The 14,403-nt window shown below is 61.1% G+C and carries 21 protein-coding genes and 1 pseudogene; 12 read left to right on the top strand and 10 right to left on the bottom strand.

Annotated elements, in window-relative coordinates; translation table 11 throughout:
• The first annotated feature begins 1,218 nt into the window (after window positions 1–1,218).
• A complete protein-coding gene (locus FV227_RS24540) occupies window positions 1,219–1,710 on the top strand; it encodes a MucR family transcriptional regulator (protein ID WP_348643789.1) in 492 nt (163 codons plus the stop codon).
• Between the two features lie 229 nt (window positions 1,711–1,939).
• On the opposite strand, the gene FV227_RS29285 is transcribed toward FV227_RS24540, so the two are convergent.
• From FV227_RS29285 to FV227_RS24530, 3 genes are all read right to left on the bottom strand, one after another.
• Window positions 1,940–2,092, bottom strand: a complete 153-nt coding sequence (locus FV227_RS29285; RefSeq protein WP_187274940.1) for a hypothetical protein — start codon at window positions 2,090–2,092, stop codon at window positions 1,940–1,942.
• Between the two features lie 85 nt (window positions 2,093–2,177).
• Window positions 2,178–2,432, bottom strand: a complete 255-nt coding sequence (locus FV227_RS24535; protein ID WP_147725386.1) for a hypothetical protein — start codon at window positions 2,430–2,432, stop codon at window positions 2,178–2,180.
• A gap of 11 nt (window positions 2,433–2,443) precedes the next feature.
• Window positions 2,444–2,755 carry a hypothetical protein gene (locus tag FV227_RS24530; protein WP_246686670.1) on the bottom strand — a complete coding sequence of 104 codons (312 nt, stop codon included), beginning with the start codon at window positions 2,753–2,755 and terminating at the stop codon, window positions 2,444–2,446.
• Between the two features lie 287 nt (window positions 2,756–3,042).
• Here FV227_RS24530 and FV227_RS24520 point away from each other — a divergent pair.
• Window positions 3,043–3,494, top strand: a pseudogene (locus FV227_RS24520) (S24 family peptidase).
• Between the two features lie 34 nt (window positions 3,495–3,528).
• Complete coding sequence (locus FV227_RS24515) at window positions 3,529–3,795, top strand: hypothetical protein (protein WP_147725382.1); 267 nt, start codon at window positions 3,529–3,531, stop codon at window positions 3,793–3,795.
• A gap of 52 nt (window positions 3,796–3,847) precedes the next feature.
• Here the strand turns inward: FV227_RS24515 and FV227_RS24510 are convergent, their stop codons facing one another.
• Both FV227_RS24510 and FV227_RS24505 read right to left on the bottom strand, forming a co-directional pair.
• Window positions 3,848–4,054: a hypothetical protein gene (locus FV227_RS24510; RefSeq protein ID WP_147725381.1), complete on the bottom strand. Its 207-nt coding sequence runs from the start codon at window positions 4,052–4,054 to the stop codon at window positions 3,848–3,850.
• Complete coding sequence (locus FV227_RS24505; protein WP_147725380.1) at window positions 4,054–4,317, bottom strand: hypothetical protein; 264 nt, start codon at window positions 4,315–4,317, stop codon at window positions 4,054–4,056. The genes FV227_RS24510 and FV227_RS24505 overlap by 1 nt, the downstream gene beginning before the upstream one ends.
• 64 nt (window positions 4,318–4,381) lie before the next feature.
• Between FV227_RS24505 and FV227_RS24500 the strand changes: the two genes are divergently transcribed.
• The gene (locus FV227_RS24500; RefSeq protein ID WP_147725379.1) at window positions 4,382–4,621 is read left to right on the top strand and encodes a hypothetical protein; all 240 of its coding nucleotides are present in this window, start codon (window positions 4,382–4,384) and stop codon (window positions 4,619–4,621) included.
• Window positions 4,622–5,108: 487 nt separating this feature from the next.
• On the opposite strand, the gene FV227_RS24495 is transcribed toward FV227_RS24500, so the two are convergent.
• Entirely contained in the window at window positions 5,109–5,660 is a 552-nt protein-coding gene (locus tag FV227_RS24495) for a recombinase family protein (protein WP_147725378.1), read from the bottom strand.
• Window positions 5,661–6,154: 494 nt separating this feature from the next.
• On the opposite strand from FV227_RS24495, the gene FV227_RS29280 reads away from it, so the two are divergent.
• From FV227_RS29280 to FV227_RS24475, 5 genes are all read left to right on the top strand, one after another.
• A complete protein-coding gene (locus tag FV227_RS29280) occupies window positions 6,155–6,325 on the top strand; it encodes a hypothetical protein (protein WP_187274938.1) in 171 nt (56 codons plus the stop codon).
• Window positions 6,326–7,010: 685 nt separating this feature from the next.
• On the top strand, window positions 7,011–7,355 hold the full coding sequence (locus tag FV227_RS29275) for a PilZ domain-containing protein (RefSeq protein ID WP_187274937.1): 345 nt from the start codon (window positions 7,011–7,013) through the stop codon (window positions 7,353–7,355).
• Window positions 7,352–10,024: an EAL domain-containing protein gene (locus tag FV227_RS24485; protein ID WP_147725376.1), complete on the top strand. Its 2,673-nt coding sequence runs from the start codon at window positions 7,352–7,354 to the stop codon at window positions 10,022–10,024. The genes FV227_RS29275 and FV227_RS24485 overlap by 4 nt, the downstream gene beginning before the upstream one ends.
• Window positions 10,021–10,632: a pilus assembly protein PilZ gene (locus tag FV227_RS24480; RefSeq protein WP_147725375.1), complete on the top strand. Its 612-nt coding sequence runs from the start codon at window positions 10,021–10,023 to the stop codon at window positions 10,630–10,632. Before FV227_RS24485 ends, FV227_RS24480 begins: the two co-directional genes overlap by 4 nt.
• A 609-nt stretch (window positions 10,633–11,241) precedes the next feature.
• Window positions 11,242–11,460 (top strand): hypothetical protein, encoded by a 219-nt coding sequence (locus FV227_RS24475; protein WP_147860122.1) that lies wholly within the window; start codon window positions 11,242–11,244, stop codon window positions 11,458–11,460.
• Between the two features lie 17 nt (window positions 11,461–11,477).
• Here FV227_RS24475 and FV227_RS24470 read toward each other — a convergent pair whose 3' ends face one another.
• Both FV227_RS24470 and FV227_RS24465 read right to left on the bottom strand, forming a co-directional pair.
• Window positions 11,478–12,209: a Crp/Fnr family transcriptional regulator gene (locus FV227_RS24470; RefSeq protein WP_147725374.1), complete on the bottom strand. Its 732-nt coding sequence runs from the start codon at window positions 12,207–12,209 to the stop codon at window positions 11,478–11,480.
• Between the two features lie 225 nt (window positions 12,210–12,434).
• Window positions 12,435–12,674: a hypothetical protein gene (locus FV227_RS24465; RefSeq protein WP_147725373.1), complete on the bottom strand. Its 240-nt coding sequence runs from the start codon at window positions 12,672–12,674 to the stop codon at window positions 12,435–12,437.
• 158 nt (window positions 12,675–12,832) lie between these two features.
• Between FV227_RS24465 and FV227_RS24460 the strand changes: the two genes are divergently transcribed.
• Window positions 12,833–13,030, top strand: a complete 198-nt coding sequence (locus FV227_RS24460; protein ID WP_147725372.1) for a hypothetical protein — start codon at window positions 12,833–12,835, stop codon at window positions 13,028–13,030.
• A 34-nt stretch (window positions 13,031–13,064) separates the two neighbouring features.
• Here the strand turns inward: FV227_RS24460 and FV227_RS24455 are convergent, their stop codons facing one another.
• The gene (locus FV227_RS24455) at window positions 13,065–13,313 is read right to left on the bottom strand and encodes a hypothetical protein (RefSeq protein WP_147725371.1); all 249 of its coding nucleotides are present in this window, start codon (window positions 13,311–13,313) and stop codon (window positions 13,065–13,067) included.
• 129 nt (window positions 13,314–13,442) lie between these two features.
• On the opposite strand from FV227_RS24455, the gene FV227_RS24450 reads away from it, so the two are divergent.
• Window positions 13,443–13,700 (top strand): helix-turn-helix domain-containing protein, encoded by a 258-nt coding sequence (locus FV227_RS24450; RefSeq protein WP_147860121.1) that lies wholly within the window; start codon window positions 13,443–13,445, stop codon window positions 13,698–13,700.
• Complete coding sequence (locus FV227_RS30070) at window positions 13,697–13,816, top strand: DUF3500 domain-containing protein (RefSeq protein ID WP_246686690.1); 120 nt, start codon at window positions 13,697–13,699, stop codon at window positions 13,814–13,816. Before FV227_RS24450 ends, FV227_RS30070 begins: the two co-directional genes overlap by 4 nt.
• A 211-nt stretch (window positions 13,817–14,027) precedes the next feature.
• Here FV227_RS30070 and FV227_RS24445 read toward each other — a convergent pair.
• On the bottom strand, window positions 14,028–14,403 hold a 376-nt coding region (locus FV227_RS24445), incomplete at its 5' end, for a recombinase family protein (RefSeq protein ID WP_147860120.1).

Below are 14,403 nucleotides of genomic sequence, written 5' to 3'. Positions count from 1 at the left end.
ACGGGGTCGGGGAGGCGGAAGCAGCGGGGCGATCTCGTCCCAGAGATCGTCGGGAAGAAGTGCGCGGGCCATGAAACACCAACGCACATCAACGCTCAGGGTGCCGTTCTGTTAGGCGCTCTAAGTCTTTCCTAAACTGCTATTTCAGCTTTTGACAAAGATCGTTTCCGCACCTTTCTGCGTCAATCAATCTCATCCATTGAAAAGGTAATGTGTGAAAAGGCGTCGAAGGCTCACCCCTCCCAGGACCGGTCTCAATAGGTTGGAATATAAGCTAAATTTCACTTTGGGGTGGGGTCACGATCGGCGCCGATCGTGACCCCACCCCGATCTCGATTTTCGCAGATCAGAGAGTGCGTCAGCAAAGTTTTTGCCGGGGTCATGCTTCGAAGCCAATTCATACGCAGCCCGCTGGGTCTGCGTTAGGGCGCCTGCAATCGGACCTTCCGAAGGTCTGCAAAGGGCCGGAAGCCGAATGGCCGCTTGGGGTGGTTTTGGGACTTTCCGCTTCCAGACGGCGGGTGCATCAAAGCAGACAAACCGGCTGGTTGGGGTAGACGCGTCGCTACTATGTCTGGCAAGCGCGGCCGTATTCAAGCGAAGAACCGACGTGCCTGCCGAATACCAACTGCCCGCAGCCGAGCGCGAATGAACTCCTGTGCATCAGTGGACAGGATGTGTTTGGGCACGAACTGGTACGACCCGGTCGATTGGTAGAGGAGAATGACGTGGGCATCCTCGCGCCATTGGACGTAGTGATCCCATGGCAGGTCGGAGGAAATTGTCTCACTGCGGGCCATGTAGCCGCGCTCGGACCATGTGATGGTGTAAGGCTGGTGGAGGCTCCGCGGCTTATCATGCTGCCGGCGCGGGCGTTGCTGTGCATGGCGGCCTTGTTGCTGTTCCCGGTCGCCGAGGCGTTGGGGTCGAGACCGTCGCCTGGCGCTGCGATGCTGGCTGTGTTCGCACCAAGCAAGAGGCCGAGTGTCAGGGTCGCGCCGAGGATGAGCTTGTTCATGAATAGGGCCTTCCACAGCGTGATGCCGTCGAACCTGAACACAGACCGCGTAGCCAAGTTCCTGCGTAAGCGTGCTTTAGGGGTATTCTCACGATTTTATGACGACACCCGTTCGGCTTCAGTACTTTCCGCCAAACTATGACTTGACGATCCGGCAAACCGCGTAGAGCGATAGGTCTCTTTCCGGGGAGGAGACTACCATGGACGAACAAGCCGAAACTCAACCTACCGATATTATCGAACTCGCTGCCGAACTCGTGGCGGCCTACGTCTCGAACAACAACGTACCAGTTTCCGAGCTGCCGAACGTGATCGCTTCGGTTCACGCGGCATTTACCGGCCTTGCCAACGGAGCCCCGGCCGAGCCCGCCGGCCCGGAGAAGCCGACCCCGGCGCAGATCCGCAAGTCGGTCACACCGGATGCGCTGATCTCCTTCATCGACGGAAAGAGGTACAAGACCCTGAAGCGGCACCTGACCGTGGCCGGCCTGACGATGGAGACCTACCGGGCGCTACGGCCTGCCGGCGGACTACCCGTCGACCGCCGCAAGCTACTCCGCTCAGCGTTCCGAGCTGGCGCGGTCTCTCGGCCTCGGCCAGCAGCGGCGCAAGGCGGCCCCCATGACCGCCGCTGCCGACGAGACGGTCTCAGAGGCGTCCAAGCCCTCCAAGGGGAAGCCCAAGGCTGCTAAGGGCTCCGAGGCAGCCCCGAAGGCACGCGGGCGGAAGAAGGCTGCCGAGACGGCCTGAGGCCGCTCAGCGTCCCGTTCCGGCACACTGCGGCACCCTCCGCGATGACAGGCCTCTAACCAAGCGCCGGCATCCTACACCCGGGCCAAGTCGCGTATCGGCCGTGCTGGTGAGATCCGGGGTTCCCCTGCCGCGTGAGCAGATCGCGGCAGGGCCGAACCGTCGTAGGGGCTAGGCCAGATCGTTCTGCTCCTCGGGGTCTTCCGGCAGGCGCTCCGCCGGATCGACCGTTTCCTTCGTGTGGCTCCCCTCGATCTTCGGGGTGGGGGTTTTCACCTCTGCGGTTTGGGTGTCGTCGGCCTTCGGCTTGTCCTCGTCGGGCATGGGCGCTCCTCCGTGTCGTTGATCTGTCCATGTGGCGCTGGGGAAGAGCCGGGCAATGAGGCTCCCCCACGGAGGGGCAGAGACCTCACCCGCCCTGAAGGCTCTCCGCAAAATCCTCCGGCACCTCGCCGAACTTCCCGAGGATCGTCGCGCTCTCCAACTCGCCGGTCTCATCATCGGCGACGATCTTCAGCGCCGCGGTGCCGGGCATCCGGCCGGACATTGCCTCAGCCTTCTTCAGCGCGCCGTTCTCTGTCGGCGCCACCTCGCGGTCGCCGGGCACCAAGCGCTTCCGCTTGATGATGAAGGTCTGCACCACGAACGTCGTCTTCATACCCACGGGGCTTCCCCTCAGCCTTGTCTCGCCGGTCGATTGTCGAGCACGTCCGTGAACGGCTTCGACAGCACGTGCCGGCCCGTTCCGTCGTAGACCTCAACCGTCCAAGTCGACCAATCGCGTCGCGTGCTGCCAAGCATCACGTCCAGGGCGACCCGCTCGGCATGGGAGCGCATCAGCGCCCAGGTCGGCAACCGATTGCCCAGCCGATCGGCGATGAGGTCGTGCCCGTTCGTGCTATGGAAGCGGTAAAGCGGTGTCGACATTGGCCTTCTACCCCGCCGTCCACACCATCTCACCGCTTCGTGCTTGGCCGTGGTCGCCATGGTTGAACCGTCGGTCTGCTTGCTGTTTGTTCCTTGTATGTTCTTTGACAACTTGGAGCGCCGATGCACCCCCAGCCCTACGAACCGCCTGTGGAGATCCGTTCGACTGAGGCTGAGGCGATCGTATGGGCCTACCGGTTGGTCGTATGCGGCGACCCATGGGTCGCGCTCGGGCGGGCGATCGAGGATGCGCTTGCTGACCTCGACGAGGCGGAGCGCCGGTCGCTGAGACGGGATCGCCTCGTCTCGCGTGGCTACGTCCGCGGCGGCCTACCTGGGGCGGCTGCGTGAGCCCCTACGCCGTTGACGAACTGATCCTCGGCAGCACGGATGCCGTCCGCGTGCCGGTTAGGGGCAGGCGCTGTGCGCCGGCTTTCCGTCGCCGGCCGACGACTTCATGGAGGGCGCCCTCGAACTCCCGCGCTGGCTTGTGCCGAACCCGGCGGCCACCTTCCTGATGCAGATCCACGGGGAGAGCATGCGCGGGGCCGGTATCCACGACCGTGACCTCGCCTGCATCGACCGCAGCTTGCGGGCGGAGGACGGCTCGGTCGTCGTGGCGGTGGTCGACGGGCAGCTCTCGTGCAAGCGCTACCGGATGGCAGGCAACCGGGCCTGCCTCGAATTCGACAACCCCGAGATGCCGGTGTTCGCGGTGGACGAGTTCGGCGAGGTCGAGATCTGGGGCGTGCTGCGCTTCTCGATCCGCTGGCACCTGGCCCGCGGGCGGCTGTCGTGAGCGGCCCGACGCCGAACGTCGCGATGGCTTCCTGATGGAGCGCCTGTGCGATCTCCGCGGACACCGGCTAGTCGTAGAGTGCCCGCCGTGCAAGCGGCGTGGCGCCTACGACCTCGCACGCCTCCGCCGTCGGTTCGGCGAGCACGCCGACCTCTACGACGTGTACCTGCGGCTGACGCAGTCGTGCCGCTACCAGAAGCCGGTCGGATCGCGCCAGCCGAACCAGTACGGCCGGTCGTGCCGCGCCGCGATCGGCGTCGAGGGCGGCGATGGGCGCACGGGCTTGCCGTCTCGAACTTGATTGCCCGCAGAAATTTTGGCGGCGTGGGCAGTGAGTGCGCGAAGCGCGCTGCTCAGTGCGCTGCCGGAGTTGGCCTCATCGGAGCGGTCCTCTCAACGGGAGGGTTCTGTCGCATCAACGCCTGCTCCTTGAGGACATGCAGTTCGTCACGGCGGCGATCGATAGCAGCAGCGCTTTTCTTGATTGCGCGCGAGCTGAACCAGGCGGCGGCAAGAGCCAACGCGGGCGGGAGAAGCAGGAGAAGTTCGTAGCCGTCCATCACCGAAGTCCGTTGAGCATGGAACGTGCCCACCAATGTAGACCCGCGGCGACCAAAGCCCAACCGATCATCGTGATCAGCGTCACCTGCCCTGGCGGCGGTGCGGCGGCTAGCGGAAAGCTGAGGCCGATCACAGGCAACACGAAGCCACCACCAAACAGGGCGACGGCGGTCGTGTTGGTAGCTGCCGCGCTCAGCTTCGTCTTCTCGTTATGAACCAGGATCTGCCGCTTCAGAGCCTCAAAGTCTTCCGTCTCGCTCATCGGCTCTCATTTGTGCGGCTGTGCCCATGGTCCGCAAGGCGTTCGGTGTCGGCTATCCGCAGCGGTGTACCTACTGCGCATCGCCTGCGTCGACTATCCGCACGGTCGCGCCAAGCCGGCTCCGGTCCAGCCCCTTCGCGACGTAGCGTTCATCTGCTCGGGCAACCTGCACCGGCACCGGATCACGCCCTACGAAGCTCAGATCGCCCCGCACAGCCTGTTCGAGCTGCGACCCCACCGCGCGGCCATCAGCCAGCACGGCAAGGTCGCCCACGGTCGCTACAGTGAGGACGCTGCAGGTTAGGACCGAGGTAAGGGTGAGCATGAGGTGTCCTGGGGCTGCAGTGACCGTAGCAGTTCGTTGCAGCGATAGCTGATGCGCTGCGAGCACGCCGGGGCCGTTACCGCTTGGCGCCGACTTCGGCCTTTCGCGCCCGCCCCTCACGTCAGTCGGGCAGCACCTCAGGAGCGTTCGCCCGAGCATTTAGGAACATCACACCAACCTTATTGGCCTGCTGCCACGTCGTCCGTGTACGATAGCTCTGGCCGCTGTGCCCGATTGTAAGAATGAAGTGCTTTGGGATTGATAGCCCTGCTGCAAAGACGACGCAGGCTCCTGTTGCTGAGAGATCCTCAATAATGCAGTCCACCTGCATCACAGGGCTCCGCTTCAAGTCTGCACGACCGCTCATGCAAGTCTTGGCCCGGACTGCTCTGGAATGCGCGTTCATGGAGCCACGTTTAGAGGGTATGATTTAAAAATCTATCGTTACAATTGTTGGATATTTGGCCTACCTCTCCGATTTGAGCTGTGAGATCATGCTGTGGCTGACGTTGAAGCTCCGGCCGATCTCAGCGCAGGTATCACCGGCCTCCCGCCGTGCCAGGGCCTCCCGCTGCTGATGGGGCATGAGCTTGTGCATCGGGCCGGAGCGGATGCCGCGTTCCCGTGCTCGCTTCAGCCCCTCCCCTATCCGCGCCCGGATCAACTCGCGTTCGAACTCAGCCAAGCCTCCGAGGATCGTGACCATGAGCCGGCCGTGTGCCGTCGTCGTGTCGGCCCAGGCATCCGCTAGGGAGCGGAAGCCTGCGCAACGCCGCGTGATCTCTTCTAGGACGTTCAGGAGGTCGCGTGTCGACCGGGCGAGGCGATCGAGGCGGGTCACGATCAGCACGTCCCCGGACGCCAGGCGGTCGATCGCGCGCTTCAGCGCGGCGCGATCGGCACGCGACCCGCTGGCGGTCTCTTGGAAGACCTTGGCGCAGCCCTCCGCGGTCAGGCGCTCAACCTGGGCGGCAAGGCTCTGATGGCCAGTGGAGACGCGTGCATAGCCGTAGATCATGCCTCAGTCGTGCACAGGGATCGTGCACGAAGAATGAAGCGCGATCTCAGCGGCTTGGCTTCCGTGCATAATTCCTGGATTGCGCACAATACTGGAGCTTATGCGAATGACAGATGCGAGCAGATGAGCCGTCGCGATGCTCAATCCGGCTTCTGCATCGCGTCCGAGGTGTTTGAACGGCTCGCACCACTGCGGAGAACTACAAGCGCCCGCATTCGGATCGACCTATCCTCGGTCGCCATCCAGAGTGTCAGAAGCTCAAGGGTATCGCTCAGTTCGTGGGAACCTTGATTGAAGAACGTTTCAGGCGAACAGCCGAGCGACTCAGCAAGGCGGTTCAGGAGGGGCAGCGCTCTCGGATCGGCCATTGTTCGTGTCCATTAAATGTATGTTATTTACGGCTTGTTCGAAGCTGTCCGTCATTCATCAATTGATAATTTGGATCAGGATTTTGCATCCAAAATACAGATTTTTCAAGGTGGAGGCGTACGCGGGTGGTCGAGACAAATCAAATTGATGTGATTGCGCAAGTTTGCATGGAAGCTGATGACCTCATTCAGGAAAGTGGTACAGACATGATGAAGACGCTCATGCGGGTGCTAGTGCTTGACGCCGGCCAACAAATCGCCCGCGAGCAAGCTTCTCCGCAAAAAGAGCTAGACTAGGTCTGATGCGCAGTTTCTATAAATCCACTTATGCGAACGGCCGACCGTCAGAGAAACGACCGTTTTTCCAGCGGCATATGCTGGGTAGCCTGGGGCAGGCAACTTAAGCGCATACGCGGTGGCGATGCCATGCCTGGGTCATAGCTCCGCAGCTTCATCGACCTACAACAACCACCCGCTACCAGATATGGACGACCTCGCTCGAGCGATTGAATAAATTATAAAGAATATTATCCTTCTATTTATATGTTCAACTTTATGGTGCATAGACAGCATGCCTTATTTGAATTAACTTTTTGAAAATAAGTTACTTGCATAGCTTGTGTCTATTAGCGGCTATAGGTACGCTGCGAGATTGACCAAGCGTGCTTGTCATCACATTTCAGCACACGGACGGGGGATGGCACAAGAAAGATCCGGGGCGGAGAAATCCCTCCCCTTCGATTGCGCGCGATCGCATGACGCTCAAACGACGCAACCTAGTGAACCTATCACAGGACGTGCCCTGCTTCCCACCGGTGAGGAAGTCCCCTGTACCGTCGTGATGCACTCCCCCTTGCGGGGAGAGATCGGCGTCCAGGCCAAACCTACCTCGGGGCAAGTTGTCGTCTGTGTCCTCGACAACGTCGGCATTCTCGTTGGGAAGGTTTTAGAGCCAACTCCCCGAGGGATCATGGTAGATTTCATGATCAAGCAGAGCCACCGGGACAGGTTTGCCGTGCAGCTGGAATCCCACAATGTTCAGGCAGCCCAGATCCGGAAGCTACGTAGTGCGCCCCGACTCGTTCCATTTCACCAGTCCGTCGAAGTTCGTCTCGCCGAGACTGTCGTCTTCGCGGGGACGATCCTCAACATCTCGATATCCGGCGCTAAAATCACGTTGCGCCCCAATCCCGGGCTGTTCGTCGGCGCGCTTGTTCGCATCGGATCGCGCCTCGCCACCGTTGTCCGCGCGATCGAGGGCGGCATCGCCGTCCAGTTCGTCGAGCCATTCCCCGCGGACAACTTCGACGAACGGATACGGCCATGATCGCATCGCGTCTCCGCATCCCATTCGGCCTTTGGATGCCTCGGGTCCTTGCACGCTGCTCGCTACGCACGATCGGTTATGGCCAGCGCCTACGCCTGTCGGCGCTTGCTGTCGGCATCATCATCCCCGCGTTCTTCGGGCACACGCTATGGTCGCATCGGACCCTCGAATTCATCGACGCCGAGCGTGAGGTCGCCAATACCGCCCTCACCCTGAAGCACCACGCTGCCCGCACCATCGAGATCACCGACGAACGTCTGCAGATTGTCACCTCCCTCGTCGCACTCCATGCTCGTGACCTGGGATCCGAGGCGATGCACATCGCCTTGCGCAACCAGCTTGCCCGGTCGCACGACCTTGGCAACATCGTCGTCACCGACCGCGATGGCCGCGCGGTGGCCGAGGCCGCCGTCTTCCCAGTCCGCCCCCTCAACATGCACGAGCGGGACTATTTCCAGAAACTGCGTGGACAGATCGATGACAGTTTGGCCATCGGTCGTCCGATCATCGGAAGCTTGAGCGGTAAGCCCATGCTGCCGATCGCCCGTCGCCTGGTCGGGCCGGACGGCGCATTCATCGGCATGGTTCAGGCCATGCTCGATATCGCATCGTTCCAGGCCGTCTACGACGCCGTCGACAACGAACCTGGCGCGATCCTCAGCCTATGGCGTGCCGACGGCACTCTGCTCGCACGCTCGCCGCATGCCGCGGAGACGATCGGCCGAAACTTCGCCGCCTCGGACAACTACCGCCACCATGCGGCTACAGGTGATACCAAACCGTTTTGGGCGACCGGCCTCACCAGCGGGAACGAGCGTGTCATCGCGCACGGTTTCGTGGAGGGCTACCCGCTCTACGTTGCAGCCTCACTGTCGAAAGATGAGGTCCTTACCCCATGGCGCCGCCTGGCCCTGACCCAGGGGATCTTGGGCGGCGGGCTCGTACTGGTCCTTGTCAGCACCCTCCTCCTTCTAGCTCGCGAGACCGAACGGCGTCAGGTCGCCAACACACGGATACGGCTGCTCGCCGACAACGCCACTGATATTCTTGTCATTGGTGATCTCGATCTACGGCCTGATTACATTTCGCCTGCGGTTCAAACTATCCTAGGCTACGAGCCAGAAGATTTGCTTGGCCGTGGAATGATCGATATTATTCACCCTGAAGATCGTATGATCGTGGCAGCGCATTGGGTGCAGACCAAAGCTGGTGAGAACCCCGGACCATGCAGCGTACGCCACCTCCACAAGGATGGGCAATTCGTTTGGATGGAGGCTTCAGTCAGCTTCGTAACCGATCCGAAGAATGGTCGGGCGACAGGTGCCATCGTGACGCTACGCGACGTCACCATTCGTCGCAAAGCTGAGGAGCAAATGCGGCACATGGCGCTGCACGATGCGCTGACCGGCCTGCCGAACCGCACCCTGCTCCACGACCGTCTCAACCAAGCTATTGCCTACGCAGACCGCACCCAGAGCACCTTCGCTGTTATGGCCTGCGACCTCGACCGGTTCAAGGCGATCAACGACAGTCTCGGCCACCCGGCGGGCGACGCCCTGCTCCGCGTCGTGGCCGAGCGGATGCAGGCGGTCCTGCGGTCCTACGACACCGTCGCTCGGCTAGGGGGCGACGAGTTCGCGATCGTGCTTCCGCATCTTGCCGAGCCGTGTTCAGCCAATGCCATCGCCAACCGTCTGATCGCGGCGGTGAGCGAGCCGATCGACCTGGATGGACACAAGGTCGAGATCGGCGTCAGCATCGGGTTTACGGTCTGTACCGGCGGTGACGTTGGTGCCGACGAGTTGTTCAAGCGCGCCGACATCGCACTTTACGAGGCCAAGGCGGCGGGGCGAAGCACCTCTCGTGAGTTCTGTGCCGAAGCGGGCGCCCGCATCGCCACACACGGCCAACTTGGTCTCGACATGAAGGAGGCGATCCGGCGCGGGGAGTTCCGACTCGTCTACCAACCGGTCGTGCAAGCTGACACAGGGACCGTCGTCGCCTTCGAGGCGCTGATGCGCTGGCGCCATCCGGTTCGTGGTGAGATCTCACCCGCCGTCTTCATCCCCGTAGCCGAGGAGACCGGACTGATCGTGCCGCTCGGCGTCTGGGCGTTGCAGGAAGCCTGTCGTGAGGCGATGCATTGGCCTGCGCACGTTCGCGTCGCCGTCAACGTCTCGGCCGTGCAGCTGCGGCGTGAGGGTTTGGAGACGGCGGTGTTGGCCGCTTTGGCCGCCAGTGGGCTATCGCCCAATCGGCTCAAGCTGGAGGTGACCGAGAGCGTGCTGATGCAGGATGCCGACGCGGCTCTGGCTTGCCTACACCGGCTCCGTGGTTTGGGCGTCCTCATCGCCCTCGACGACTTCGGCACCGGCTACTCGTCCCTGAGCTACCTGCGCCGCTTCCCGTTCGACAGGTTGAAGATCGACCGCGCCTTCATCCGTGACATCGCCGACCCGGATGCGGCTGCGATCGTGCGGGCGGTGGTTAGCCTTGGTGAGCGCCTTGGCATGGGTATCGTTGCCGAGGGTGTGGAGACCGCCGAGCAGCTCGACTTGGTCCGCCAGGAGGGGTGCCACGAGGTACAGGGCTTCCTGTTCAGCAGACCGCTCCCTGCCGACGAGGCTCTGGCGTATCTGCAGCTGCCGAGTGCGTTGGTGGCGGCATGAGCGGCTTGGGTGACGACGCGACGGTCGTTCGATCGACCAAAAACGCTGCAGCCATCGACCTTTCGATCCTATTGGGCCGCGTGATGGTCGAGGGCGGACCCGAATACCCCTGCCGAGCGCAGATCGACGACCTCGACGCGATCGCGATCCAGACGCAAGCGCCGGGTCGCCCGCGTGATGTCGCGGTATGCTACCTCGACAAGATCGGAGCCTTGCCGGGTCGGATTGGCATAACGGATGCGGAAGGGTTCACCCTTCATCCGACACTCAGTGCTGAACGCCGAGCACGCATCACCGTACGGTTGGCGTGGCATACGTCCCGAGCGGCATGGACAGCCGAACAACGGGCAGCACTGCGGATCGTACCCGAGTACCGCGACGTGATCGTGAGCTTGCCCGAGGAGCGCAGCCTTCAAGGATTGATCCTCGACGTATCGAGGACTGGGGCAAAAATCCAATTGCCGTTTGCCACCACTACGGCAGTCGGAACGTCCGTGACGGTGGGGAAGCGCTATGCAAGCGTGGTACGCGTCGAGGATGCGATAATCGCCGTGAAGTTTCGGCTGCCGTTCAGCGAGGGCACGTTCAATACGAGTATCCGGCTCTAGCTTGGAAGGGGCCTGCGTCTTCAGTCGCAAGGCCAGCGCCATACTCGACTGAAGTTGTAGATTGCAGGCGGCAGCACAAAAGCGAGAGCATCACATATCCTTGCGCGACCCTTTCTTGCTCAGGGTGATCCACGGGGACCCCGAAGGCGCGAAAGATGTTCATTCTCAGCCTGATGTGCCTCGTCTCGGGAGCGACGCTCGCTGGTGTTGCCCCAGACCGACCCATGAGACAGGCGACGTTCGAGAGCATGGACAGATGCCTGATCGTTGGTAGCCTGTGTCTGCTCGGCGTCGGGCTAGCGTGATTCCGTTAAAGGTAGTTCACCGTCGTGGGCTGACCAGATGCCCAAGCCGGTTGGCCGCCTTCTAAGGCACTGGTCGACTCCACCGTCGTGAAGGCGCACCGCTAGGGTGCTGGAGCAAGCTGGCGTACCATCTCGCGCTCATGGCAGGCTTCCGTCCACACCCCAAGCGGCATATGTCCCTATGCCTGATGCCGCTGCACCGTGATCCGCCTATGCCTCATGGTGAAAGCGTAAAAGTTTTACACCCTGTCTCAAGAGGTATACATCTACAGCTGTAGACTGATGCAACCTCTAGGAGGTGGGCATGGACAATCCAGTAGATGCTGTTCGTCTGGCGAAGCTGTCTGCGATGGCCACCAGCCTCGGCATTCCCATCGAGAGCTTTTTCACAGATACTGAAGCGGCTGAGTGCCTCTCCGGCGCGCGTGAGTGCGCCGAGCTTTGGGGCCGGATCAAAACCGCAGAAGGGCGCTGCCGTGCGTTAGCATACCTACGCGAACTCGTGGACGAGCCTCGCTCATGACGCGTTGATCGTTCGGACTACCGCGCTTCCGGGTGGTCGCTCCCCTCGATCAGTCGGGCGTACTCGGTTTCGGCCAGGCCGTAGCCGTCTCCCGCCAAGTCGAGCAGGCGCTCGCGGTCGATGATCTGGACGCGGCCCCGGCGCTTAGCCACAAGGCCGTCTTTCTCCAGCGTCCGCATCGCCATCGTAACACCGGGCCGTTCGACGCCCAGCATCAGCGACATGAACTCCTGCGTAACCGTGATCTCGTCGCCTTCGCCCCGATCATGGCACATCAGCAGCCAACGAGCGAGCCGGGTTGGCGTACCACCGCGGGCGTTCGCGAACGCGGTCTGCGCGGTCTGGATGATTTGAGTCTGGATATAGCGGTGCAGGAGACCGCGTAGGGTGGGACGCAGCGCCACTTCCGCGCGTAGGTCCGACACGTCAATCGCCAGTACGTGCCCAGCCGCTTGCACGAAATGGGTGTAAGGGCTGCGGTCGTCGTCAAGAAGGACTGGGGCGGCACCAACCAGGGCCTCGCGGCCGTGCAACCCGATCTCGACGCGACCGCTGGGCGCATCGGAGGTGACGGAGACGATGCCTGCCTCCACGAAGTGGACGGTCGCGATCTGTGTGTTGGATGAGATGAGTACCCGCCGGAGAGGTATCGCTTCGGGGTGCAGCGCAGGCACTAAGGCAGCGAAGTCCTCCGGCGGCAGCGCGCGAAGGAGGCGGTTGCGTACGCCAGCTTGCCGAAGATTTGCCACGCGTGCTCTCGCGCTAGGGGCAAGAGCACACGCTGTCCCTCAATCGTCAGCGCCCTGAAACGAGCCGACCACGAACATATCTGGTGATTGCGAGACAGAAAACAATGAGCAAAAACTGGACTGCTGCATTTATTGATTGATACCTAACATACATATGTCATGTTTTTACTTATCGCGCTTGGTCTCGTTCCCTGTCGTGGAACATAACAAGCCATCCGCGTTGTTTTAACGCTTCTCCGACCGCAGCACTTCGCGAGCGAACGCAAATACCACGTCGCGCCCCTTCGGCGATTTGATCGCCAGCCACGTCTGCATCAGCAGTGAAGCGTCCTTAGGATGGCCTGCGGTGGGCTGCTCGAAGAAAGAGGCTGGGGAACAGTCGAGTGCCTTTGCGATCCGGGCAAGCGTGCCACGATCACCCGTATGTAGAGCCAACCTCAGCCCGTCCGGCGTCGGCATGTCCATGGCACTTCCTTGCGCGGATCACCAGTCGGTTCGACCAGTGATACACCCTAGCATTGCAATGCAGATTGTAAAATAGTAAATAATAGACAATACTAGAGATAACCGCAAGATATGTAAATATTTTACATTAGATCCCTCTAGATAGAAGGTGAGAATCAATGATCGACTTAGTTGGTCTGAACACAATTGCAGATGCGGTCCTGGCTGCACATGCGGATATAGAGAAGTTTGGTACAGATGAAATGAAGATTATAAGTCGAACGCTTCTTTTCACAGTCGGTAAGGAGATTGCACAGCGCAGCAAACTTACTGATGAAACGCAGGATCTCCACTACGAGGAACCTGAACGGCCTTGAGAATGGTTCGAAGCACAAGAACAATTCGGCGGCCTTATAATGCACTTGGCCCGAAAGCGTTCGTTGTGAGTTTGAAGTCGAGCCGGAACAGAGCTTCACCAGCTTGGTTCGTGACCTCCATCAGCCACGGCCTCCCATCGCGTTGCTTATCCGTATCAGCTTCGAGCAAGGCCCCAGCTAATAGCATAGCCTGCCGACGCGCTGCACTGATGTCGGCAAGGAACATGCCCTCGCGGTCCAGGGTGCTAGCGCCGTCATGAACGTTGAAATGGTAGTGAGGCATCCAGCTCACCGCATCAATAGGCGGGAGCAGGACACGCCCTCAGCCATCAGCGCCCAAACGTGTCAGCTGACGATGAATGAGAAAGCGGGTGATCTGTTGAACTGTTCCACGAATTAAGAACGTCAAGGGATGGACAACGAACCTTGGCAACTGCGGGCGCAGACCGCTGGCTTAGGGCAAAAGACCTTGGCCCGGCTGCTCGGGCGGCCGGTCAACACGATTTCGCGTCAGATCCGCGAACTGCACGGAGAAGTGCCACAACATCTCGTTGCCGTGATCGTGATGTGGGAGCGTCTGTCGGAGGCCGAGCGAAAGGCCTGGATCCACGACACGGAACGGGAGATGCGCCGCGAACGCCGGAAGCGGCTTGAGACCGATCAGCGGTGATTCTCCATCTTGAAAACGGCCAGCAGTTCCCGGTCGGCCGGCGTGATCTGACCATGCACGTCCACACGATCTACCGCGATCCCCAGAACGCCTACGGGCGGGCGCTGACGGCGTAGCCTTCGCGGCACGTCTGCTTTCAGCATGGAAATCGAAGGCGACTCCACCCTTCCCGGACATCTATCCTATCATTTCGTGTGTCGGGTATCGAACCGTTTTCCTGACGAATTGGGTCGCGTACATATCTGCGGCCGTAAACGGCCGTTATCTTGTCAGGAAACGCTGCCTGATTGTCTTCCGTCGCAATATCCCGTCCCCGCAAACCATCGATCAAATGGTCTTTTGCCCAATAATCTTGAGAGCGTCGGCTCTGAACTGACCTTTGGGATCGAGGTGTCGGTAGAGGGTTTGGCGTGTAATCCCAAGTTCGAGGCAGAGGTCGGCGACCTTGGTCTCGGGCTGCCCCATTGCGGCTTGCGCCAGTCGCAGTTTGGCTGGGGTCATCTTTGGTTTGCGCCCGCCATTGCGGCCTCTGGCGCGCGCTGAGGCAAGGCCGGCCTTGGTGCGCTCGATAATCAACTCGCGCTCAAATTCCGCCAACGCTGCGAAGATCCCAAACACCAGCCGGCCATTGGCGGTGGTGGTGTCGATGTTGGCCCCCTGGCCTGTGAGCACCTTGAGCCCGACCCCACGCTTGGTCAGATCG

This window comes from Methylobacterium sp. WL119 (assembly GCF_008039875.1).
In the GTDB taxonomy this organism is placed as follows: Bacteria; Pseudomonadota; Alphaproteobacteria; order Rhizobiales; family Beijerinckiaceae; genus Methylobacterium.
This window is presented reverse-complemented; position numbering and strand designations above follow the sequence as displayed.

Coding starts and splice junctions, on each gene's coding strand:
- FV227_RS29275 (WP_187274937.1), top strand. CDS start 7,011: ATGATCAAGCAGAGCCACCGGGACAGGTTTGCCGTGCAGCTGGAATCC.
- FV227_RS24460 (WP_147725372.1), top strand. CDS start 12,833: ATGATCGACTTAGTTGGTCTGAACACAATTGCAGATGCGGTCCTGGCT.
- FV227_RS24465 (WP_147725373.1), bottom strand. CDS start 12,674: ATGGACATGCCGACGCCGGACGGGCTGAGGTTGGCTCTACATACGGGT.
- FV227_RS24455 (WP_147725371.1), bottom strand. CDS start 13,313: ATGCCTCACTACCATTTCAACGTTCATGACGGCGCTAGCACCCTGGAC.
- FV227_RS24530 (WP_246686670.1), bottom strand. CDS start 2,755: ATGGCGACCACGGCCAAGCACGAAGCGGTGAGATGGTGTGGACGGCGG.
- FV227_RS24475 (WP_147860122.1), top strand. CDS start 11,242: ATGGACAATCCAGTAGATGCTGTTCGTCTGGCGAAGCTGTCTGCGATG.
- FV227_RS24515 (WP_147725382.1), top strand. CDS start 3,529: ATGGAGCGCCTGTGCGATCTCCGCGGACACCGGCTAGTCGTAGAGTGC.
- FV227_RS24450 (WP_147860121.1), top strand. CDS start 13,443: ATGGACAACGAACCTTGGCAACTGCGGGCGCAGACCGCTGGCTTAGGG.
- FV227_RS24505 (WP_147725380.1), bottom strand. CDS start 4,317: ATGAGCGAGACGGAAGACTTTGAGGCTCTGAAGCGGCAGATCCTGGTT.
- FV227_RS24495 (WP_147725378.1), bottom strand. CDS start 5,660: ATGATCTACGGCTATGCACGCGTCTCCACTGGCCATCAGAGCCTTGCC.
- FV227_RS24485 (WP_147725376.1), top strand. CDS start 7,352: ATGATCGCATCGCGTCTCCGCATCCCATTCGGCCTTTGGATGCCTCGG.
- FV227_RS24510 (WP_147725381.1), bottom strand. CDS start 4,054: ATGGACGGCTACGAACTTCTCCTGCTTCTCCCGCCCGCGTTGGCTCTT.
- FV227_RS29285 (WP_187274940.1), bottom strand. CDS start 2,092: ATGCCCGACGAGGACAAGCCGAAGGCCGACGACACCCAAACCGCAGAG.
- FV227_RS24480 (WP_147725375.1), top strand. CDS start 10,021: ATGAGCGGCTTGGGTGACGACGCGACGGTCGTTCGATCGACCAAAAAC.
- FV227_RS24540 (WP_348643789.1), top strand. CDS start 1,219: ATGGACGAACAAGCCGAAACTCAACCTACCGATATTATCGAACTCGCT.